This is a genomic window from Pauljensenia sp. 20925_1_25 (genome assembly GCF_041433955.1).
Taxonomy (GTDB): Bacteria; Actinomycetota; Actinomycetes; order Actinomycetales; family Actinomycetaceae; genus Pauljensenia.
In genome coordinates this window covers 67,792-90,917 of the sequence record NZ_JAPWCL010000004.1, presented here as the reverse complement: position 1 = coordinate 90,917, position 23,126 = coordinate 67,792, and the positions used below count along the sequence as shown (strand labels likewise).

Here is a 23,126-nt window from a genome sequence, read left to right as displayed (position 1 = left end):
CACGTGCGAATTAGCGGGCCCACGTGCGAAAAACATGGGCACGTACTGACGCGCGCTTGCAACCATCGAAGAATGCTAGCAATCACCGCTCAGCGGCCAGCAACCCCGCAGCGGCGCATAATCGCGTGCATGACGGCGGCGGCACCGTCGTTTTCGACGGCCGCCGTCACGTGATCGGCATGGGAGCGCACCTCGTCGGAGGCACCCCCCATCGCGACGCCGAAGGCCGCCCACTCGATCATCGCGATGTCGTTCGTACCGTCCCCGACAGCGACAGTCCCCGCCGCGGGAACGCCCAGTCGCGCCCGCAGTGACTCCAGGCCAGTTGCCTTGGTCACGCCGAGCGGCTCAATATCCGCCCAGGACGTCCATCCGACGAACACCTCGTGGGTGCGCGAGACGTCCAGGGAGGACAAAACGGAGTCAAACACATCGCGATCCATGTCCGCGGCGCGTACGACGATCTTCGGGGTCGGCGTGGAGGCCAGCTCCTCCATCGACACGATGCGATGCTCGCTGCCCTCGATCTCGTTGTTCGGGAAGGGAGCAGACAGCAGAATGTCGGGATGCGGCATCGACGCGAACACGACACCCGGAATGGCGGAGGCAATCTCCTCCAGGCATGAACCGGGCACGAAGGTGCGCTCCTCGACGATGTCGCACTGCCCGCCGCTCACACGCACGAGGGTCGCGCCGTTATTGCACAGCGCCCACCCATCCGTGAAGCCCAAGGCATCGAGGACCGGGGTAACGCCTTCGAGCGCGCGGCCCGACGCGATGAGCACGTGAGCGCCCGCGGCGGCGAGGCCGTGGATCCCCTCGAGGACGCGCGGGGTTGCCCCCGCGGGGGTCAGGATCGTGCCGTCGATGTCGAGCGCGACCAGGACCTGGCCCGCCGACGTCGGAAAGTCGGCGGGCAAGGCGGCCGAGGCCTCGTCGAGGAGATCCTCGAAGGGGCGGGCAACTTCCCCGGAGGAGGGGACCGTCAGGAAGCGCTCTTGGCTCATCGAGCGAGGGGGGTCAGGACGTCGAGTCCACCCAGGTAGGGGCGCAGGGCCTCGGGCACGTAGATCGAGCCGTCCGCCTGCTGGTGATTCTCGAGGAAGGCAACGATCCAGCGGGTCGTGGCCAGCGTGCCGTTGAGCGTGGCGACCGCGGCCATGCCGTCCTCCCGGCGTTCGCGAATGCCGAGGCGGCGCGCCTGGAACGTCGTGCAGTTCGAGGTTGAGGTGACCTCCATGTAGCGCTGCTGGGTGGGCAGCCAGGCCTCGCAGTCGAACTTGCGGGCGGCGGAGGTGCCCAGGTCGCCGGCGGCCGTGTCGATGACACGGTAGGGCAGCTCGACCTTGGCGAGCATCTCCTCTTCCCACGCGAGGAAGCGCTGGTGCTCTTCGGCGGCGTCCTCGGGGCGGCAGTAGCTGAACATCTCGGCCTTGTTGAACTGGTGGACACGGATGATGCCGCGCGTATCCTTGCCCGCGGAGCCGGCCTCGCGGCGGTAGCAGGTGGACCAGCCCATGTAGCGCTTGGGACCGGCGCTCAGGTCGAGGATCTCGTCGGCGTGGTAGCCGGCGAGGGCCACCTCGGACGTGCCCGTCAGGTACAGGTCGTCGGCGGGCAGGTAGTAGATCTCGTCGGAGTGCTCGTTGAGGAAGCCCGTGCCGCCCATGATCTGCGGGGTAACCAGGGTCGGGGTCATCATCGGCACGAAACCGTTCGCGAGCGCCTGGTCCATGGCCATCGTCATGATGGCCAGCTCGAGGCGGGCACCAATGCCCTTGAGGTAGTAGAAGCGTGCGCCGGAGACCTTCGCGCCGCGCTTGGTGTCGATAGCGTCCAGGCCCTCGCCGAGCGCGAGGTGATCCTGGGGTTCAAAGCCCTCGGCGGCGAAGTCGCGGGGGGCGGGGCCTTCGTGGCGCAGGACCACGAAGTCGTCCTCGCCACCAACGGGCACGCCGTCGAGAACGAGGTTGGGCAGGAGGCGCGCGAGGCGGTCGGCCTCGGCGTCGGCGGCGTTCGCGGCGGCCTCGGTGGTCTTCACCTGCTCAGCGAGTTCCTTGGCCTTGGCCAGAATCGCGGGACGCTCCTCTTTGGAGGCGCGACCCACGGACTTGGAGACCTCCTTTTGGGTGGCGCGCAGCGTCTCGAAGGCCTGCAGGGCCTCGCGGCGGGCGGCGTCGGCCGCGATGATCTCATCGACGAGGCCGGGGTTGGCTCCGCGGGCACGCTGGGAGGCGCGGGCGGGTTCGGGGTTTTCACGCAGGGCACGCACATCAATCATGGAACCATCCTATGCCAGGTGGCCCGGCTCTGTCCCCCACCGTGCCGGATGCCAAATCCGCAGCAGAGACCAGGGTTATGCACCAACCATCCGATCAATTCAACAGAAATACCAAAAGTTATCCACCTCTTGTGAATAACTGTGTGTATAACGATGAGCATCGTTGCACAACAGCTGGTCATAGCCACTATGGGGCACAACGAAAAGAGCTTTCACAGCCTGTCCACAACCCCTTAATCCACAGGCAGACTAAGATGTGCACATGGACGCTACACCGTGGATACTCGCAGCCGCTGCAGGAGCCGGAGCAATCGGCGTCGCGCGCGCTGTCACGGCGCTCACCAGACGTCATCGCAGACGGCAGGCACTTTCCATCCCGGCAACGGCGGACGACCCGGAGCGCGGCAGGCCTCGTCCGTGGATCATCATGAACCCCTCGAAGCACGACGATCCACAGGCTTTCAAGGACCTCATTAACCGCAAGGCCAAGGAGCTTGGCATCGACCACGTGCACTGGCGCGAGACCACACGCGAGGACCCCGGCACCGGGCAGGCCGTGCATGCCCTCAAGGAAGGCGCATCCATCGTCATCGCCGCAGGCGGAGACGGGACCGTGCGCGCGGTCGCGGCCGGCATGGCCGGATCGGGCGTACGCATGGGCATCATCCCCGTCGGCACCGGCAACGTCCTGGCGGGCAACCTCTCCATTCCCGATGACCCCGCACACGCACTCGCTGTCGCTCTAGACGCCAACCACAGGCCCGTGGACTTGGCGTGGGTGCGCGTCGAAGACACCACCGAACCCTCAGCACTTCCCGCCGAAGGCGCACTGCGCGACGCTGCCCGCCGAGCCGCCCACCGCACTGAGGATGAGGAACGCGAACCCGCCACGGCCTCGTCCATCGAGCCACGCACCGATGAGTACGCCTGCCTCGTCATCGCAGGCATGGGCTACGACGGCGCGACGATGGCGGACACCGACCCTGAGCTAAAGAAGCGCATCGGGTGGATCGCCTACGTGTGGGCGGGACTGGGCGCGATGGGCGTGCCGCGCATGAAGGCGCGCCTGATGCTGCGATCCCCCATCGCCACCGCGCCCGACCCGCTGGGCGTGAGCGACCAGCTGTCCGGGCGGACCGTCGACGAGGCCGCAGCCCCCTCCAGTCGTCAAGATTCTCCACGTTCGTCGGCGGATGAAGTCACGCGCATCGAGGCACGCTCGGTCATGTTTGCGAACGCCGGTGAATTGAAACTACTGGTCCTCGCTCCCGATGCGAACCTGTCGGACGGACTGATCGACGTCATCGCGGTCGACGCGCACGTCGGCCTGCTCGGCTGGGCGGATGTCACGTGGAAGATGCTCGGCCAGCTCATCGGCCTGCGCCCCATCAACCTGCCCGTGTCGACGGGCACGGTCGCATTCCGCCAGGCGAAAGGCGCCTCCGTGACGGCCACCGAACCGCAGGTGTGCCAGGTGGACGGCGACGCCATCGGCTTGGCCCGCACGATGCACGTGCGCATGCAGGCCGGCGCACTGGACGTGGCCGTGCCCGCCGAGCGCACGTGGATGGAGCTGCTGCCCAGCTGACCCACTCCGTGATACAGCGCGCCCCGGCCCAAATCCGTGCGCGTGTCGCCACTGACCCACATTTGAGCTTGTTGCTAAATGGTGCAGACCTGCTTCATGCGCGCCCGGAATCGCCGGGATGCGGGAGGTCAGGCCAGCGGCCAGGAGGGGGCAGAGCCGCCCGCCTTGCCCGTGCCGTCGCCGCCGCGCAGCAGATCCGCGACCCACGCGCGACCCGCACGGAACGCCTCGTCCGTCGTCCCGGGGACAACGGCTGCACGCACGCCGTCGACGCGCGGGTAGGACCCCATGAAACGGACCTCCGGCGAGTAGCGGTGCAGGCCGACGAGGGCCGCCTGGACGCGTTCCTCGCGGATGTGCCCAACGATGTCGATACTGAACGTGTAGTTGCCGAGGCCGTCGCCGCTCGGACGGGACTCGATGCGCGAGAGGTCCACGCCGCGCGCCGAGAACTGCTCAAGGAGGGTCAGCAGAGCGCCCGATTCGTTGACGGGCAGGGCCACCTGGATGGTCGTCTTGTCCGCGCCGGTGGGCGGGGGCACCGCGCCCGGACGCGCGACCAACACGAAGCGCGTGATCGCGCCCGGGTTGTCGGCCACGTCCTGGTAGAGGGCCTCGAGGCCGTAGGTGCTCACGGACACCGCGTTGCACAGGGCAGCGTCGAAGGAGGCGTCACCGTCGGAGAGGAGCTCGGCGGCCGCCGCCGTCGAGGTCGCAGGCACGTGGATCGCGCCCGGGAAGGTACTCTCGACCCAGCCGCGGCACTGCGCCCACGCGTGCGGATGCGTGCCGATGCGGCGGACGTCTTCAGCGCGCGTGCCCGGCAGGACTGCGAGCTGGAAGACGACGTGGACGTGCATTTCGGCGACGATCACGAGGGGATCGCCGTGCGAGAGGGAGTCGAGGGTCGCGTTCACGCCGCCCTCGATGGAGTTTTCGATCGGGACGACGGCGCGGTCGGCCTCGCCGCGGCGCACAGCCGCAAGCGCCTGCGGGGCGCTCGTCATCGGCAGGAGGACGGCACCGGCGGGCGCGACCTGGTGGACGGCCTGTTCGGTAAAAGTACCGAAGGGTCCGAGGAACGCGATGCGGAGCTTGTCACCGAGGGGCGCGGGGCCGGGAATGTTCGTCGTCATAGCGTCAAGGGTATCGACACGCGACGGAGGTGAGCGCACTCAGTCCCAGCTCAGGGGCGCATTGTGGCCTACTCGTCGCCTGACCGGGGTTCCTCCGGGTCATCGGCACCCGGCTGGGTGGAGCGGATCCCGTCCGCGAAGGCCTGACTGCCGCCGCCGGGGGTGACGTAACCGCATGCAGTGATCTTCCACAGCTTCGCGGTACCGCCCGCGTCGACCAGCTCAAAGCCCTTGGAAGTGTCGACGCCGTAGAAACCGGGGTTGCGGCTCGAGCGCAAGAAGTTGTAGTAGCTACCGTCTTCTTCCTCGTAGAAGTGTGTGATGCCGAGGTTGCGCACGACCTCGCAGACCTCGGGATCGGTCGTGATGTCACGGAAGTGCTGAGTGAGGACCTTCTGCGAGGCCCCATCACCGTTGACCGTGCTGAGCTGGGGGAAGACGGCCTTGCGGCCGCCCAGCATCTCCGAGTAGGCGGCACCCGCGATGGGGTCGCCGACGATGAGGGCGTCGGGCGCGGTCGTGTACTGCATGCGGCGCAGCATGGCGAGTTCACCCTTGACAGCCATGCCGGGCTTGCCCAGGCGCGTCGGGTCGTACACGTAGGCGACGGCGGAGTCACGAGCGTCAATCGCGCCGAGGCCGGACAGGAGAACGACGAGCGAGAGGATACCCACCTGGATCGGCCAGCGGGGTGCCTCGACACCATCCTCGACGTCGTCCTCGATGCCGCGCTCGGCCAGGATGCGACGCAGAGAAATTGTCCATGCCGCGTGAATGCCGTGGACGATAGCCGCGACGCCGACGGCCATGAGGACGGCCAGCGCGATGTCCTCGACGCCCATAATGCGCCGCCCGTCCTTGTACCAGGGGGCGAGCAGGAAGGTGCGCAGCGCAGAGTCGGGGGCGTAGGCGAGCCCGGTGAGGACAGCAAGAATCAGGTAGGAGACGAGAGGCCAGGCCGGCATCGGAGCGGCTTCCTTGCGATCCATCAGTCGGATAGTCTCGATCTCGCGACCGTCGATGTCCAGACGGGCCTCGTCGGCCAGGTCATCGACCGGGTCGGGGCGTCGCAGCAACGTGTGGAGGCGAGCGGTGACGACGATACCTGCGACGAGGAGAATCACTTGGATGAGCGTCCACCACGTCGTGCTCGTCGTCTGCGCGAACGGCGGGTAGGGCAGGAGTCCATGCGAGAAGGCTTCGCCCCAGCCACTGCCTCGACGCGGGTAACGGCCCATCGCTTGGATCTTCGGTGAGGCGAGCGCGATCAGGGGCAAGGCGAGGACAGCGAGGCCGACGCCGACCCACAGGATGGCGGTGAGCTGGCCTCGGCCCTCACGCGCCAGCGCAGAGCGCGCGAAAAAGACGATGGAAGACAGAAGGGGCGCGGCGAGGAAAGCCAGGAGGGAGAAGGCAGCGCTGGGGTGCGCACCGACGAGGCCGAGGCAGCCTACGAGGAGGAAGAGAACCTGGGGGATGCGGCGGATCAAAGACCGGATGCCGTCCCCGAAACGCAGGTCTGCGGCCGCGCGCCGACCAGCGACGATGAAGACCGCAGCGAGGCCGGGGACCAGCACCGTGCCCGTCGAGTTGGGCCACTGGTTATACATGGTCAGCGCGTCAGCCGGCATGTTGTGCAGCATGCCGCCGATGATCGGAGTCGCAAGGAGGGCCGTGCGCGAACCCGTTAGTACGGACACCAGAGCCGCCAGGCCGATCACCCACACGGCCATGAGGGCCAGGGAGGACACGTTGGAAGCCTGGACAACCGAGTCGTAGCGGGCGAAGAGCGCGACGAACGCGTGCCAGCCCGTCGGGTAGTAGACGCGCCGCCCACCGTAGAGTTCATGGAGACCACCGAAAGGGCTGGCATCCTTGCCGTAGAGGATCGCGTGAACGCCATTCTGATGGAACGTCGGGTCCCACTGCTGGACAGGGTTCGCGGGATCTGCAACCGACAGCAGCGGCCAGGCAGCCAGGAGGAAACCCACGAGGATCGTGCCCCACGTCGCCGCGCGGATTGCCGCCTGACGTCCGCCGATCGGCACGCGCACACCGATGGCCTCGCGGAAAGGCACCCCGTTGAGGGCAAACCCGCCGTTAACTCGGTGAAAGTAGCTGAGGCCCCACGCGACCGCACCGCCGACGGTGCTCATGCCGAGGACCGGCATGACCGTGGAAGCCTCCCACGGGATCTCGAGCGCCGGATAGAGGACCGTCAGGACAGTGATCAGGCCAAAGGTGAACGCCGGTGCCGCCCCGATTGCGACGAGCGACGAGCGCACCCCCGCGCGCAGCCACATGAACCCCGGCAGCACCAGGGCGACCATCATGGCCAACAGGGTCGGAACCAGCATCCACCAGGCCAGCACGTGTTACTCCTTCTCAGCAGAAGACCGACGCTTGCCGATCATCTCAATGATGACGGGCAGGACCGACGCGAGGATGATGACACCCAGGATGAGCGTCAGGTTGTCGTGCACGAAAGGCACGTTGCCCAGGAGCGAGCCAACCAGGATGAAGCCAGCACCCCAGAAGACGGAACCCAGCGTGTTAAATACCAGGAATTTCGAATAGGGGTAGCGGGCCATGCCCGCGGCGATCGGAATGAAGGTGCGCACGAAGGGAATGAAACGACCGATGACGAGCGAGCGTCCGCCGTAGTTTGTGAAGTAATGCTCAGCCTTCTCCAAGTGCTCGGTCTTCAGGATCCGCGCGTCCGGCTTGAAGAAGCGGCGACCCCACTTCGCGCCCAGGAAGTAGCCGATCTGCGCGCCAATGAAGGCGGCGACGACGACCATGGCAATGAGAGTGGGCAGATGCAGACCAAGGCGGTCGTGCAGCAAGCCGGCAGTAAACAGCAGGGACTCGCCTGGAAGAACCGGGAAAAGAACGCCGGACTCGATAAGAACGATGAGCATCGTTCCCCACAGGACCCACGGCCCCATGGCAACAAGAAGTGTCTCAGGATTCTTAAACCACTCGATAACTGTGTCAAGCATCGACGGATCCGATGCTGCCGCGAGTGTAGACCAGGTCACGATAAGGCCCTTTTCTGCCGGGAATATGTCCCCCTAACCCTACCTTTGTTGACCGCGAATATAGGATAGTCACTATGAGGAAGCGCAAGGAGTCACACGACAACCCCCCAGTTGTCGATACGAACATCCTGTTCGTCCCCTCTTCCGCGGAGGATCCGTCCTCACTAGGGGTCGATGACCTGATGGGTATGATCAACGGTGCGGGGACCACGGCAACCCCTGCCCAGAAACCGGACATCCCCGGCCCCGAAGACAAGACCGAAATCCTCGACCCCATCGTCGTGCCCCCCACCGCAGCCCCCTCCTCCAATACACCCCCCAGCTTCCCTCCCACCGCCGCGATCGTGCCCGAGTCGGCCATCATCTCGCCGGTCGTCACCGTCAACGCGCTGCAGAGTCCCGCTCCCCCGCCCCCCGCCTCGGCAATCGTCGACGCACCTCCTCCTCCGCTCCCCGACGATGAGGAGGCCACGACACCAAGGGGTCCCATCCTCCCTCCCCCGCTCCCCGACGACGAGGAGGCCACGACACCAACGGGTCCCATCCTCCCTCCCCCGCTCCCCGACGACGAGGAGGCCGCAAGACCAATCACCCCCATTCTCCCGCCACCCGCGCCCGAAGCCGACTCCGGCGAACGCGCGGTTACTGAACCGCCCGCACCCGAACCGCCCGCACCCGAACCGCCCGCACCCGAACCCCCCGCGCCCGAACCCCCCGCGCCCGAACCGCCTGCACCCGAGCAGGCCGGTCCCAGCGCCGCCACGAACGAGGCCTTCGAGGCGAGCGCAACGTCCGCCGACCAGACCACCGTCGCTGCCGTCCCCACCCTCGTCACCGTCGCTGCGTCCGCCGCAGCCAACACAGCGAGAACCCGGAAGACGACACACGCGAGCCACGACGGAGCCACAACCGATCACGCGCCCACCCCGACCGACTCGCCCGCCGAGAAGGACACGGCGGACGCACAGGCCACCCCTGCCTCGGACACGGTCGTGCGCGCCAAAAACGGCGAGGTCGCGCTGCCCGTCCCCGCCCGCAGGCTCCGCCTCCCCCGGCCCGCCTACATCGCCGACCGCATCTTCACCATCCAGCGCAGGCGCGAGGACGTCGTCGACATCGTCATCTCGATCCTCGCAATCCTCATCATCTGGACCATCGGCACCGTCGCCAGCGCCACGACGCGCGGCGTCACCATGGACGTCCTGCAATTCCAGCTCATCCGCCAGATCCTGATCCTGCCCGTCAACCTCGTTGAGGGCCTCATCATCCTGATCACGCCGATCATGGTGATTATCTCCCTTGCGCTGAGAAAACGCCTGCACACCATCATCCAGGTCATCGTCACAAGCGTCGTCGCCGCCGTCGGCGGCTGGATCATCGCCATCCTCACCGGTCTGTTGCCCGCCTACCTCACCATCCCCCTGAGCGTGGACCGGCTCATCGCCACACAGGGCCACAGGAGCGGCTTCGTGATCGCCATCAACCTGGTACTCGTCACCCTGTGCGCCATGTTCACCTCAGCAGGCGAAGCCCAATCGATGAGAGCCATTCGCTGGGGCTGGATAGGCGTGTGGGTCATCCTGATCCTAGGCGTCCTGCGCTCCTCGATGACCCTGCCCGTCGCGTTCATCTCCGTGTTCCTCGGCCGTGCGTTCGGCTCAGGATCGCGGTGGATCATGGGCTACGACGACCAGAGAGCCAAGGGGGTCACCCTCGTCGAGGCGCTCCTCGGCATCGGCATCACGCCCTCGCGGATCGTGCGCACCGACCTGGACACCACCATCGAACCGCTGTCCACATGGGCGGTCGCCGAGAACGCCCGCGGACGCCTCACACAGGTACCCGCCGATCTGGGCGACATAGGCATCACCATCACGCGACGCCCCGACCCCGACCACAACCGCCACTACCAGGTGTGGAGCGACACCGGGCTGACCTACGAACTCATCGTCATGGACCCCGGTCAAGAGCTGACCGGCACCCTCCTCGAGATGTGGAACAACCTGCGCCTGCGCGGTATTAGCCGCTGGGTCTCCCCCTCCCTCAAGGCCCAGGCGGAACGCTCCTCGTTCACAACCTTGCAGGCTCTGCGCGCCGGCGTCTTCACGCAAGAACCCATCGCGATCGCCTCGGCGAACGACTCGATCATCATGGTGCTCTCCGCTCTGCCCCCAACGACGCCGCTGACGGAGCTCGGCGAGCGGGCCTCGGACGAGGTCTTGGATCGTGCGTGGGAACAGCTGCGGTACGCGCACACGCGGGGCATTTCGCACCGCGCCCTCACGCCCGAGGCTGTCGTCGTCGACGCGTCCTCCGACGTGTGGCTGCTCGACTGGGATTCGGGCGAGGTCGCGACGACTGAACTCAACCAGTCCATCGACATCGCCCAGATGCTAGTCCTGACCGCCCTGGCAGTGGGTCCCCAACGTGCGCTTGAGGCCGGTCGACGCTGCGTCGGCGACGAGACCCTCATCGCGTGCGCGCCCGTCATCCAGAAGCCGGTCCTGCCCGCATCGGTGAACCAGATGCTGCGCCGATCCGATCTGCTCAGCGATCTGCGCGCCGCCCTCGTGGGTGACTCCGAGGCCGAGTCCGCCCCGACAGCCGACCTGCAGCGCTTCCGCCCGCGCACGATCTTGACGATCGCGGTCGCATTCATCGCGGTTTTCATCGTCGTCTCCTCTCTCAACTTCAACGACCTCGTCTCCACGGTGAAAAGCGCGAACCCGTGGTGGATGGCCGCGTCCGCCGCGTTAGCCTGCCTGATCTGGGTGGGTTCGGCCGTGCCGCTCATGGCCCTGTCCCCCGAGAAGCTGCGCTTCGGCGACACCCTCATCGCGCAGGTGGCCGCCTCGATCATCACGGTCGTCGCACCCGCCGGTGTGGGTCCTGCCGCCCTGAACCTGCGCTACCTGCGCAAACGCCGCGTCCCCACCGCCGCTGCCGTGACGACGGTGACGCTCATGCAGATCTCGCAGGCGCTCATCACGATCATCCTCCTGCTGCTCGTCATGGTCAGCGCGGGTTCATCCCTGTCCGTCTCACTCCCCTACGGCACGATCCTCGCGGTCGTTGCGGTCGTCATGCTCGCGGTCGGCGTCATCATGGCCGTCCCAAAGGTACGCCGCTGGATCTGGGCCAAGATCGAGCCAACGTGGCAGCAGGTCTACCCGCGTCTCCTGTGGATCATCGGACAACCTCGTCGCCTGGCCGCCGTCGTGGCTGGCAACCTGCTCATGAACATCGGCTACGTGGGCGCGTTCTGGACCGCCATGGTCGCCATGGGTGGCTCGCTGAACTTCTCAACGGTTGCTATCACCTACCTGACCGCGAACGCAGCGGGTTCCTTCATCCCCTCCCCGGGTGGTATCGGTACCGTCGAAACGGCACTCACCTCGGGTCTGACAGTCGCGGGCGTCTCCTCCTCGGTCGCGATTGCCACCGCGCTGCTCTACCGTCTCGTCACCTTCTACGGGCGCATCCCGTTTGGCTGGCTGGCCATGAAGTACATGGAGAAGAAGGATCTGATCTAAGCGTTAGCTTTCCGGACCTCGGCCCTGAGGCTGGGGATGTGCGCCGGATTCGCGCCTCTTTGCACGTGCCGTGGTGGCACTCAGATGCACACCGCGAGTTGACTGCGCCTCACTCTGCACGAGGCCGGGGCTGGGGCATGAGCGACACCGAGGTACGACGGCACGGGGAGGCTTACTTCTAGTTGCTTCTAATTTGGATCAAATTTGAAGCAACTAGAAGTTGCCTTTTGCAACAGTTCCTACAACAAGACCCCACGCTGCGTCGCACAACCTAACGACCATGTCGATCATGGAACTTCGCTACGCCTCGGCACCCCGAACCCGGCGTTGGAGATCTGTGACCGGGTACCACTCGAAGCTGCGACCGCGCTTGGTACGCATCAGGTATCCCCCGTCCTCAAGACCGCGCAGATCAGCATGCGCCGTCTGCTGCGTCACCCTGTACTTGTTGGCATGAGCTGCAGCTGTCACGGTGATAGCAGAGTCCTTTAACGCTTCCTCAATGACCCCGATCTGTCGATTATTGAGATCGGTGAGCCTCAGGAGATGTTTCACCTGTTCCATTTCCTTGGACTTTCTCGCCAGGTAATCGTGCAGCTCACAGATTCCACGCAGGATAATATGCGCATGCCAGATCAGGAAGTAGGTAAGGTCCCCCTCATCCTGCTCAACCTCGAGGAAGGATCGCGCATACTGGGCAGGCGCTTGGCGCAGCAGCCTCGAAACCGGGACGAAATCCATGAGGAAGAAGCCTTCGCGCAGCATCACCCACTGCGCAATCACGCGGGCCGTGCGCCCATTACCATCGACGAAGTAGTGATCATAGCCCATCATGAAGTGCACGATGAGTGCCCGCACCAGGGGCGGCACATATTGCGAGGCATACTCACCCACACCATTGGCAAAGTCGCACAGACGCTTGAGTCGTTCGGGCAGCTCCTCGGCTGGCGGCGGCACATGCAACAGCTGATCATCGCCCTCACTCCCATAGATACGAATTCGCTCTTCACCCTGGCGCTGCAAGCGTCCTGCATCCTCCGCCTCATCGAGCGTCCCATCCGTCACGATGCGATGGACCCCGCAGATGAATTCAGGAGTGAGCTCCTCACCCAAGTGATCGCGCACATATTCGAGAGCGAGAAAATTGTTGAGGATCATCCGCTCTGAGCGATCACGCGGATCCTTCTTTTCTCGGAGCATTTTTTTCGCATCGCGCCTTGTGGTCGAAGCCCCCTCCATCTGGGAGGAGGTGATCGCTTCTTCGTAGAGAGAGTTAATCAGATACCTATCTCTCATCCCCTGCGTCGCCACCTCTCCCGGAAGCTCCACCTGACCACGCGCCTGCGCCGTAATTTCCTCATTCAACCTCAAGAAGCGATCTGGGAGATTAAACGTCAGGCGCGTTCCGTCCTTCATAACGAAGGGAGTGGGCCGGGCCGTCAAGGCACGCGCAGTGCGCACCGCGTACCACCACGCCTCGCGGCTAAGCCCCTCTGGCACCGGCTCAGCACGGAAGTAATACTCCCACGGCCGATACTCCGGATCATCCAGCCCACCAGCGAGCACAGCAATAACGGGGAGACGACGATCATCATCCATAGCCATCAGATTGGTGATGACTCGTTCACGCAGCTCACCAAGCCGATAAGGCGGAGGGATAGGAGTCTTCATGGCTACTCCATTCACACGAACTTCAAATTACTTCTAATTTTATCTTAATTTGAAGCAACTAGAAATAGTGCCACAGCGCGCATACATCACCGAGGGCGCAACAGAATATTCAACATCCCGCCACAAGCAGGCATCCCCACAACAAACGAGGCCGCGACCGGAACACCCGGCCACGGCCTCGTCGATGGCGGGCACACTACCAAAGACGGTTCGCGCACACGTAGTCGGCCGACTGCACGCCACTAACGCCCCGAATCACCTCGACGGATCCGTCGGGCACACTCAGCCCGAAGCCCTGCACGAGGTTCTCGTACTCATACTCGACCTCGACGGATCCACCGGGGAAAGATTCGGCCACAGCTTCCCTAATCGAGGCGAGCACAGCCGCGCGGTCAGCGCCCTCCTCGAGGCGCACGACAACCTCGACATTCTCCGACGGACGGTTCTCACTTCCAACCATGGCCGCCTGGGCGACCACCGCAGGCGAAGCACCGGACTGGAAGGCGGTCGCCGACGCGGCGAACGACGGACTCACAACCGCAAGCGCACACCCGCCAACACATGCCAGCGCGAGAGCTGTTTGCTTCATGGACATATTCTGCTCCTCTGTAATCATGGGCGATCGAGCGGGAACACTGCCACGTATCCTCTCCGCCGATCACCAGGAGCACCCTAACACGACAGCATAACTGACAAGCTACTCATGACTGCTATTTGTTCATTACTACCATGCTGTCAAACTTAATGATTCCGTGTATGCAGAGACAAAAAGGTGGTCGGGCGACCTCACAAGCTCACCCGACCACCACCTACAGGACAACTACTGGACGCGTGTCTCACGCTCGATGGACACCAACTTCACACCACTCACTCCACGGATCGCATCCAGCGAACCCGCAGGCACGCGCAACGCGTAGCCCTGCAAGGCGTTCTTATACTCGCGTTCGACCTCGACGGTCGCATCCGGATAAACCCCGGCCACGGCCTGGTTGATGGAAGCAAGGGTCGCCTCACGATCAGCACCCTCCTCAAGGTGGACGATGACGACGACAGGTTCCGCTGCCTCGGCATCGCCAGACGGCGCGGGGGCACCGCTCTGCACATCCGGACCGTCCTGCCCATCCTTGGATGTCAGCGCAGTATCGGCGTCACCCACCGGCAGCATGGGGGCCGTCAAGCCGGACTGCGGCTCCGACTGGGGAGCCGACTGAGGAGCGGACTGGGGAGCAGACTGCTGCGAGTCCGCGCCAGGGTCGGACTGGGCGGAGGGCGTCTGCGGAGAGGACACGGAACAGCTCGCGACCGCGAGCGCACACGTTCCGACGCCCGCAAGGATGGCGGCTGGTTTCTTCATGGACATGGTGTATTCCTTCGCATTCACAGGCGACCGAGGCAGTTGCGTCGTCGCCGCTGTATCGGCAGATACATCCAACATACCGCAGGACAACAAGCGACGTGCGCGGCATCCACGACCACGTACCCACAGCCCCTCATCCGCACGTAGGACCTCTCATCCGCAACCAAACCCGCTGTTCCGTGCGTGGGCGAGACCGCCCACCTACGGAACAGCGGGTCCACGTGCGGAACAGCGGGTCCACGTGCGCAACAGCGGGTCCACGTGCGCAACAGCGGGTGGGCCCGGGAACTTCCGCGGTGGAGCGTTCCCGGGCCCAGGCCTCGTGATTCAGAAGCAGGCGGCGTTAGCGCCGCAATACTCCAGATGTGTCAAAGGAATATACTCGGCCGTCGATGACCTGTGCACCGGTCACCATCGCGCCGGAGGGAGACAGGTAGTACCACGCATTTCCGAGCTGGAGCCAGCCGATGTGCATCGCACCCGAAGGCTTCAGGTAGTACCAGAGACCATCGATCTTGATCCAGCCGGTGTGCATGTCGCCGGAGTCACCCAGGTAGTACCACGAGCCGCGATCAAACAGCCAACCCGTGCGCATCACCTTGGTAGCAGGGTCCATGTAGTACCAGTACAGCCCTCCGTAGGAGCCGTCGCGAAGCCAGCCGCTCAGCAGAGTGCCGGAGGCATCCGCGTACACCCACTCGCCGGAGGGGCGCTTGAGGAACCCGGTCATCATGTAACCGTCGGGGCCGAAGCTGTAGTCGGAGCCGTTGATCGTGAACCAGCCGTTGGCCAGGTAGGTCGACCCGTCGGCGCACGCGTACCACCAGCCACCGCTTCCCTTCACCCAATGGCCGCCCGTGGGGTCGGCGCAGAACGGAGGATTGCTCGGACGTCCGGTGGGCAGGTTGACGGTCACCGCCGACGAGTGGTTGAGGCCGTAATCCCAGCCCAGCACGTACGGGTCGGACACAACGGGTCCCGTGCCGCCCTGATCCACCCACGCGCGGGAGATTTCGGAGAGCGGAACGTCCACCTCGTAGCGGTACTTGCCATCTTTGTCAGCGATCTGGTCGGCGTCGGAGAGTATGTGTCGGTAGAACCATAGGCCGTCGGCCGGGTCGTGCAGGTCGAAGGCAGCCATCGGCGAGGAGTCAACGATGGTGAGAGTAACGACCGTGTCGTCACCCTTGCCGGAGTAGTGCACGTCCTCAATGACGGGTGCGGTCGTGTCGATACGGAACTTGTAGGAGATGGATTGTTCGGTGCGCGACGGTCCGTCGTTGTGTGCGGAGACCGTCACCGCATATTCCCCGTCCGGCAGGTCCTTATATGCCTCGGAGCGTAGGTCCAGGGCCGTCGACTCGTGCTCACGCTCAACCCACGACACCTCCGTCGTGAGCGGATCGAACACGGATTTCCAGTTCTGGTGCTGCTCGAAGGACGCGACCACTTCCCCAGCCTCGTTCGTGTAGGTGGTCGTCAGGGTGTGCACGCCGCGCAGCGTGCCCGTGCGCGGTTCGAGGACCCGGGGTGCGCCCGAGGCCTCGGCCCGGGAAATCACGTACCCGTAGGCGTCGGGTCGCTCGGGTCGCTCGCTGGGTCGCTGGACGGGGTTGAAGCCGAGGGGGGTACCGGTTTCGCCGTCGTAGAGGCCCGAGGCCCGCATGTGTCCCTTACCGTCGGAGGCGAGTGCGTCGAAGATGGCCGGCTTGCCCCAGGATCCGTAGAACCCGAGGTAGGGCACGGACAGGTCAGGCTGCCCCTCGGTACGCGAGGTAAAACGCACGAAGCCGTCCAGGAAGGTACCCGACGGCGCATTGTCTGTCACGTACTGGGCGAACGCGGATCCGGGGGTGACGTCGATGCCGACGGTAGCCTCGCCCTTCGCGGGCACAGTGACGGTCGCGCCCTCACCGATGCCAGACACGGCCACGCCGCTATACGACACATCCACACCACGACCTCGCCAATCCGAGGAGTGCTCCGTGAAATAGCCGCCGTCGACGACCTCGGAGAGCGCCTGGGAGCCGAGCTCGTAAGTCGCTTCCGCGTCAGACAGGTTATGCAAGACGACGTCGAAGTGCCAGCCCGTCGTACCATCCCCCAGGTCAGCCTTGGGCCGAGACTGCTCGAGGGCACCCTTCACGGTCGGATACACAGACGAGGTCGTAGCCGCCAAAGCGTCAACCAGGCCAGCACCCTGCTTACGCGGAGAATACAGCACCCCACTGCCCTGGGACGCGTCAGTCAGGGGACGGGCGGTACCCATAATGAGATCCTGAACAACATCCACCTTCTCACGCGCACTCATCGACGCAAACAGAGGATCAGACTGAACACGCTGCAAGACAATCGCACTAATACCCGACATCTGCGGAGTCGCCATGGACGTGCCGGAGAAGTGGTCGTAGTCGCCTCCGGGAACGGAGGAGAGGATGTTACCGCCGGGTGCCGCGATCTCGGGCTTGAGGCGTAGGTCGGGAGAGGCACCCCACGAGGAGAATTCGTTCATCCAGTAGGAGCTGGTGGGTTCCAGGACTTTGCCCTCAACGATGGTCAGGTGATGGTCGGCGGCCTCGAGCATGGCCTGTCCGTTCGCTTGTGAGATGAAGGCGGCGGGAGTATCGAGGGTTGACAGATTCATAATGAGGAGCGCGTCGCCGGGCTCGTTGTCGTACACGAGTATCGCTGTTGGCTTGAGCGGGGCGATATTGTCGAATTTGTCTTGGAAATCCAGGGTGCCGCGCGAGACCAGGACGATTGTTCCACCTAATCCCTCCGGGTATTGTGCCGTCAGGGCCGTGGCGTCCTCGGCTGTCCCGACACCTCCGTCCACGTATTCATACTCGCCGGGAGGTAGGTCCGACAGGTCGGCGACACTTTCGCCCTCGAAGCCGCGCGCACGCTGGTATGCGACGTCCCGACCGGCAGCGGTGAACGCGGCGTAGGCAGTTCCGTTCTCGATCGAGGCCACGGCCACCACGGAGGGATAGGACGCGGGTTCACACAACACTGACGTGTCGGGGTCGGAGGCGTAGGCCTGGTTGGTGCCCGACAGGTTGCCATACCCGGCCGAATACTCGTTACCCGCGGCGGCGTTGACGCTCACCCCGGCGTCCTGCAGGTTCTTGTAGACGCTCGCGTACACCGAGTCGGCCTCGTTATCCATGCCGCCGGTCTGGCCGAGCGACAGGTTTACGACGTCGGGACGTAGCACCGCCATGTCATCCAGCGCGGCCAGCAGCGCGGAGTCCGGGTATTCTCCAGTCTTGCTGCGCGAGACTTTCGCGACGATGACCTGCGCCTCGGGAGCCGTGCCCATAATCTTGTCGGCGTTACCCGCGGCTATGCCAGCGACATGCGTGCCGTGTGAACCGGAGTCGTCGGGTGCCGGCGAGGCATCGTTGTCACCGTCCGCGTAGTCGTAAGCAAAGGGAAATTTCTCGGACACGTATGTGCCGTTCTTACCCTCCCCAAGCTGAGGAAGCAGGGCCGCTACCTTCTCCGAATCGAGCGCGGGCGAACCCGACAGAGCGCCGTTCAAGGCCGGGTGGGTCATGTCCACGCCCGTATCGACGATGGCAATGACCATCCCCTCGCCCTTCTGCGCAACTCGGTCGGTGCGCATCATCACCTGGGAGCTGAGGTTGTCGGGATCCTGGGTGGCCAGCCTCGACGTGCGGATTCCTCCCTCTCTGTCGGCACCGCCCCACACTCGGCTCTCGCGCTCAAAGAAGGCCGACGCAACGCCATTCACTCCCCGAATCGCTTCCAGCGACCCGGCGGGTGCGCGCAGCGCAACACCCTGCAGGGCATGACGATACTCGTATTCCACCGTAACCGACGCGTCCGGGACAACACCGGCCACGGCCTCGCGAATCGAGGCAAGAACGCCCTCACGCTCGTTCCCCTCCCGGAAACGAACGATAATCCCGACGAGCTGAGCCGGGTCTTCATCGCTCGCCGCGCGTATGGGTTCAGGCGCGACGGTCTCGCCGTTCTTCGAGGTCAGCGCTGTGTCGGCATCACCGACAGGCAGGGACGAGGCCGTGGCAGCGCGGGCGGTTAGCGTGGGTGATGCACCCGGGTTGGGTTGAAAGGCGTGAGGCGGCGACGCTACAGACGAGGGACCCGTGACCACGAGCGCCCATGCGCCGACACACGCCAGGAGAACAGCTGATTTCTTCATCGACATGATGCACTCCTATGCGTTTGTGGGTGGCCGACGCTGGGTGCAGGGACATCTACACTATGTCGGCCATCACCTTCACCATAGCTCAGGGGCGCTCATGACAAGCCGTGTTTGCGCGCCTATTTATGGCTGTCTGGGCAGCCTGTCTAATGCAAGCAGGGGCACAGTACGCGTTGCCCCTCATCCGCACGTAGGACCTCTCATCCGCAACCAAACCCGCTCATACGCAACCAAACCCGCTCATACGCAACCAAACCCTCTGTTCCGTACGTGGGCGGGGCCGCCCACCTATGGAACAGCGGGTCCACGTGCGGAACAGCGGGCCCACGTGCGCACCAGCGGGCCCACGCGCGGAACAGCGAGTGGGCCCGGGAATCTCCGCGGTGGAGCGTTCCCGGGCCCAGGCCTCGTGAATCAGAAGCAGGCGGCGTTAGTGCTGCCAAACTCCCGACTCATCGAAGGTGTAGGTGCGGCCGTTGATCGTATGCGTGCCGGTGAACATGGCGCCGTCAGGTCCCAGGTAGTACCAGGAGCCGCCCTGCTGGAGCCAGCCGGTGTGCATCGCGCCAGACGAGGAGAGGTAGTACCAGAGACCGTCGACCTTGACCCAGCCGGTGTGCATGTCGCCGGAGGTGCCCAGGTAGTACCAGGAGCCGCCCTGGGACAGCCAGCCGGTGGCCATGACGTTCGTGGCGGGATCCAGGTAGTACCAGGAGCCACCGTCGCGGATCCAGCCGCTCAGCAGGGTGCCGGAAGCGTCCGCGTACACCCACTCGCCGGAGGGGCGCTTGAGGAACCCGGTCATCATGTAGCCGGCAGGGCCGAACTGGTAGTCGGAGCCGTTGATGGTGTACCAGCCGCTCGCCAGGTAGTCGGAGCCGTTGGCGCAGACGTACCACCAGCCGGTGGCGTCATTTGCCCAGTGTCCGCCCGCGGGGTCGGTGCAGGGGAGCTTCGCGCCCTCGTTGCTGGTGGGCAGGTCGACGGTGCGCGGCTCGGAGTGGTTGAGGCCGTAGTCCCATGCGAGCAGGTACGGGTGGGCGATGACGTCGCCGGAGCCGCCCTGGTCGGTCCACGCCTGGGAGAGTTCGGACATGGGGACGTCGAGCTTGTAGCGGTACTTGCCGTCGTCTCCCTTGACGCCCTCGGTGTCGGAGAAGATGTGGCGGTAGAACCACAGACCGTCGGCCGGGTCGTGCAGGTCGATGCCCGCGAGGGGCTTGTTGTCGGTCACGGCGATGGTGACGTGCGGCGCGTCGCCGTCCTTGCTGAATGCGAGGGTGTCGACCGTGGGGGCGGTGGTGTCGATGCTGAAGTTGTACGAGATCGACTGCTCGGCCTGCGAGGGGCCGTCGTTGTGCGCGGAGAGTGTCAGCGTGTAGTCGCCGTCGGGCAGGTTCTTGTACGCGTCGGAGCGCAGGTCCAGGGTCGTGGGCTCGTGGCCGTCCTCGACCCAGGTCATCTTGCCGGTGCTGGGGTTAACACCGGATTTCCAGGCCTGGTGGGTCACGTACGAGGCGACGGATTCACCGGCGGCGTTCGCGTACACGGTGTTGAGCGTGTGGACGCTGCGCAGGGTGCCGGTGCGCGGTTCGAGGACCGTGGGAGCGCCCGAGGCCTCGGCGCGGGAGAGGACGTAGCGGTCAGCCTTGGGCGTGCCGGTGCGCGCGTCGGCCTTGACCAGGGGGTTGTATCCCAGCTGCTGGCCCGTGGTGCCGTTGTAGATGCCCGAGGCCAGGGTGTGCGCTCCCCCGTCGGAGGCGAGGGCATCGAAGATGGGGGCCTTGCCCCAGTCGCCATAGAAGCCCATGTAGGGCACGGTCAGGTCGGGCTGAGACGCGGTCTTCGAGGTGAGGCGCACGAAGCCGTCGAGGAACGTGCCGTTGGGCGCGTTCTGCGCGACGTAGGAGTCGAAGGCGGCGCGAGGCGTGACGTCCACGCCCACGGTTGCTTCGCCCGAGGCGGGGACGGTGATGGTCGCGCCTTCGCCAGTGCCGCTCACGGCCGCGCCGGAGTAGGCGATGTCCACGCCCTTGCCTCGCCAGTCGGAGGAGTGGCCGGTGAAGAACCCATCCTCAACGAACTCGGAGAGCGCCTGCGTGTTCAGGGCGTAGGTGGCCTCGACGCCGGAGAGGTTGTGGAGGGTGACGTCGAAGTGCCATCCCTTGGTCCCATCCCCCAGGTCGGCCTTGGGTCGGGAGGACTCGGGGGCGCCCGCCACGGTCGGGTACACGGACGAGGTCGTGGCAGCCAGGACGTTCGCCAGACCCGAGCCCTGCTTGCGCGGGGAGTACGGGTCGCCGGTGTCCTGGAGCGGGTCGGCGATGGGAGCGGCCGTACCCATGATGAGGTTCTGGACGACGTCAACCTTTTCACGTGCGCTCATGGACGCGAACAGCGGATCATTCTGGACGCGCTGCAGGACGACCGCGCTCACGCCCGCCATCTGCGGGGTCGCCATCGACGTGCCGGACATGAACTCGTAGGTGCCTCCGGGCACCGAGGAGTAGATGTTGCCGCCGGGTGCGGCGACCTCGGGCTTGAGGCGCAGGTCGGGGGTGACGCCCCAGGAGGAGAAGCTCGACATGGAGTACTTCGAGCTGGGGGCGACGACCTTGCCGGGGGCAACGCTCAGGTGGTGGTCGGCGGCGGCCAGCATGGCCTCGCCGTCCGCCTGCGAAATGAATGCGGCGGGCACGCCGTCCGTCGCCAGGCTCATGACGACGAGGGAGTCACCGGGAACGTTGTTGTAGACGATGAAGCCGGCGGGCTTGGAGCCTGCGATGTTGTCGAACTTGGTCTGGAAGGTGAGAGAGCCTCGCTTGACCAGCACGATCTTTCCGGCCAGGCCCTCGGGGTACTTGGCCTTGAGCGCGGCGCCGTCCTCGGCCGAACCGATGCCGCCGTCGACATATTCGAAGGGGCCGCCGGTCAGGTCGGACAGGTCGGGCATCTTCTGACCGTTAGCGCCACCGGCCCGCTGGAAGGGAATGTCGCGGTCGCCGACGGTGAACGCGCTGTGCGCCAGCGAGTTATCGACGGAGGCGACGGAGACCACGGAGGAGTAGGTCGCTGGCTCGCACTGGGTGGAGGAGTCTGGGTCGGACGCGAAGGGCAGGTTTTTGCCGGAGGTATTGCCGTATCCGGCCGTGTAGTGGTTGCCGGCTGCCGCGTTGACGGTCACGCCCACGTCCTGCAGGCTCTTGAAGACGGTCGCGTAGACCGAGTCGGCCTCGTTGTCCATACCTCCGAGCTGGCCGAGCGACAGGTTGATGACGTCGGGGTGCAGGATCACCATGTCGTCGAGTGCGGCGAGCAGCCCGGAATCGGTGATGTCGCCCTCGACGCTGCGCGCGACTTTGGCGACGATGATCTGCGCGTCGGGCGCGATGCCGACGATTTCGCCCGCGTTGCCCGCGGCGATGCCGGCGACGTGCGTGCCGTGCGATCCGGCTTGTCCGGTCGGCGAGGCGTCCGGGTCGTTATCCGCGTAGTCGTAGGCGAAGGGGAACTTCTCCGACACGTAGGTGCCGGTCTTGCCGTCGCCCAGCTGGGGGGTCAGGGACGCCACCTTGTCCGCCGAGAGCGCGGGGGTCCCCCCGAGGGGGCCCGCGAACGCCGGATGCGTCATGTCCACGCCCGTGTCGATGACGGCGATGACCTTCCCGTCGCCCTTCTGGGTGATCTGGTCGGCGTGCATCATCAGCTGGGCGCTGAGGTTGGCGGGGTCCTGGGTTGAGGTACGGGCGGAGTTCGTCGCTCCCTCGCCAGCGACCTGGTCGTCGGCATCCTCGACGGGGGTCTCGCGCTCAATGAAGGCGGCCTTGACGCCATTCGCGGCTCGGATCGCGCTGAGTGACCCAGCGGGTGCCTTGAGGGCGTAGCCGTCCAGAGCGTTGTCATACTCGCGCTCCACCGTGGCGGCGGATCCAGGGACGGCCCCGGCCACGGCCTCGTTGATGGAGGCGAGCGCGGAGCTGCGGTCAGCTCCGTCCTGGAGCTGGACGATGATACCGACGACGCGCGCCGGATCCTGGTCGTTCACCGTCGCGTCCGCCTCGGGCGTCGCGGTCTCGCCGTTCTTCGAGGTCAGCGCGGTGTCGATGTCACCCACGGGCAGGGACGAGGCCTGGGCGTCCTGGGTGGGTTGGGGCGCCGTGGGCGTCGGCGGAGATGCAAGGGACGCGGGCCCCGTGACCGCCAGCGCACAGGCGCCGACGAGCGCGAGGAGCGCCGTAGGTTTCTTCGTTGTCATGTGCGTAACTCCAATGTGTCGACAGGCGGCCGCCCTTGGGCGTGAAGACCGCGCCATGTCGGCCGCCACACC

General features: G+C 65.4%; 12 protein-coding genes. 2 read left to right on the top strand and 10 right to left on the bottom strand.

Annotated features, from left to right (window positions below; all coding sequences use genetic code 11):
* Nucleotides 1-89: 89 nt before the first annotated feature.
* Together O3932_RS03135 and serS are read right to left on the bottom strand one after the other, a co-directional pair.
* The gene (locus tag O3932_RS03135) at nt 90-1,007 is read right to left on the bottom strand and encodes an HAD hydrolase family protein (protein ID WP_009647571.1); all 918 of its coding nucleotides are present in this window, start codon (nt 1,005-1,007) and stop codon (nt 90-92) included.
* Nucleotides 1,004-2,281 (bottom strand): serine--tRNA ligase, encoded by a 1,278-nt coding sequence (serS, locus tag O3932_RS03130; RefSeq protein WP_371536188.1) that lies wholly within the window; start codon nt 2,279-2,281, stop codon nt 1,004-1,006. The genes O3932_RS03135 and serS overlap by 4 nt, the downstream gene beginning before the upstream one ends.
* A gap of 262 nt (nt 2,282-2,543) precedes the next feature.
* On the opposite strand from serS, the gene O3932_RS03125 reads away from it, so the two are divergent.
* Nucleotides 2,544-3,869 carry a diacylglycerol kinase family protein gene (locus O3932_RS03125; protein WP_371536185.1) on the top strand — a complete coding sequence of 442 codons (1,326 nt, stop codon included), beginning with the start codon at nt 2,544-2,546 and terminating at the stop codon, nt 3,867-3,869.
* A gap of 128 nt (nt 3,870-3,997) precedes the next feature.
* Here the strand turns inward: O3932_RS03125 and pheA are convergent, their stop codons facing one another.
* The 3 genes from pheA to O3932_RS03110 form a co-directional block, all read right to left on the bottom strand.
* Complete coding sequence (pheA, locus tag O3932_RS03120) at nt 3,998-5,005, bottom strand: prephenate dehydratase (protein ID WP_034504414.1); 1,008 nt, start codon at nt 5,003-5,005, stop codon at nt 3,998-4,000.
* 68 nt (nt 5,006-5,073) lie between these two features.
* A complete protein-coding gene (locus O3932_RS03115; protein ID WP_371536183.1) occupies nt 5,074-7,377 on the bottom strand; it encodes a DUF6541 family protein in 2,304 nt (767 codons plus the stop codon).
* A gap of 3 nt (nt 7,378-7,380) precedes the next feature.
* The gene (locus O3932_RS03110; RefSeq protein WP_296502310.1) at nt 7,381-8,007 is read right to left on the bottom strand and encodes a DedA family protein; all 627 of its coding nucleotides are present in this window, start codon (nt 8,005-8,007) and stop codon (nt 7,381-7,383) included.
* A gap of 113 nt (nt 8,008-8,120) precedes the next feature.
* Between O3932_RS03110 and O3932_RS03105 the strand changes: the two genes are divergently transcribed.
* Complete coding sequence (locus O3932_RS03105; protein ID WP_371536181.1) at nt 8,121-11,579, top strand: flippase-like domain-containing protein; 3,459 nt, start codon at nt 8,121-8,123, stop codon at nt 11,577-11,579.
* Between the two features lie 300 nt (nt 11,580-11,879).
* On the opposite strand, the gene O3932_RS03100 is transcribed toward O3932_RS03105, so the two are convergent.
* The 5 genes from O3932_RS03100 to O3932_RS03080 form a co-directional block, all read right to left on the bottom strand.
* Complete coding sequence (locus O3932_RS03100; RefSeq protein ID WP_299239316.1) at nt 11,880-13,250, bottom strand: Fic family protein; 1,371 nt, start codon at nt 13,248-13,250, stop codon at nt 11,880-11,882.
* A gap of 196 nt (nt 13,251-13,446) precedes the next feature.
* Complete coding sequence (locus O3932_RS03095) at nt 13,447-13,839, bottom strand: hypothetical protein (RefSeq protein ID WP_299239318.1); 393 nt, start codon at nt 13,837-13,839, stop codon at nt 13,447-13,449.
* A gap of 231 nt (nt 13,840-14,070) precedes the next feature.
* Nucleotides 14,071-14,610 (bottom strand): protease inhibitor I9 family protein, encoded by a 540-nt coding sequence (locus O3932_RS03090; RefSeq protein ID WP_009647857.1) that lies wholly within the window; start codon nt 14,608-14,610, stop codon nt 14,071-14,073.
* Nucleotides 14,611-14,950: 340 nt separating this feature from the next.
* The gene (locus O3932_RS03085) at nt 14,951-18,802 is read right to left on the bottom strand and encodes a S8 family serine peptidase (RefSeq protein WP_371536176.1); all 3,852 of its coding nucleotides are present in this window, start codon (nt 18,800-18,802) and stop codon (nt 14,951-14,953) included.
* Nucleotides 18,803-19,229: 427 nt separating this feature from the next.
* Nucleotides 19,230-23,054 carry a S8 family serine peptidase gene (locus O3932_RS03080; RefSeq protein WP_371536174.1) on the bottom strand — a complete coding sequence of 1,275 codons (3,825 nt, stop codon included), beginning with the start codon at nt 23,052-23,054 and terminating at the stop codon, nt 19,230-19,232.
* Nucleotides 23,055-23,126: the final 72 nt, after the last annotated feature.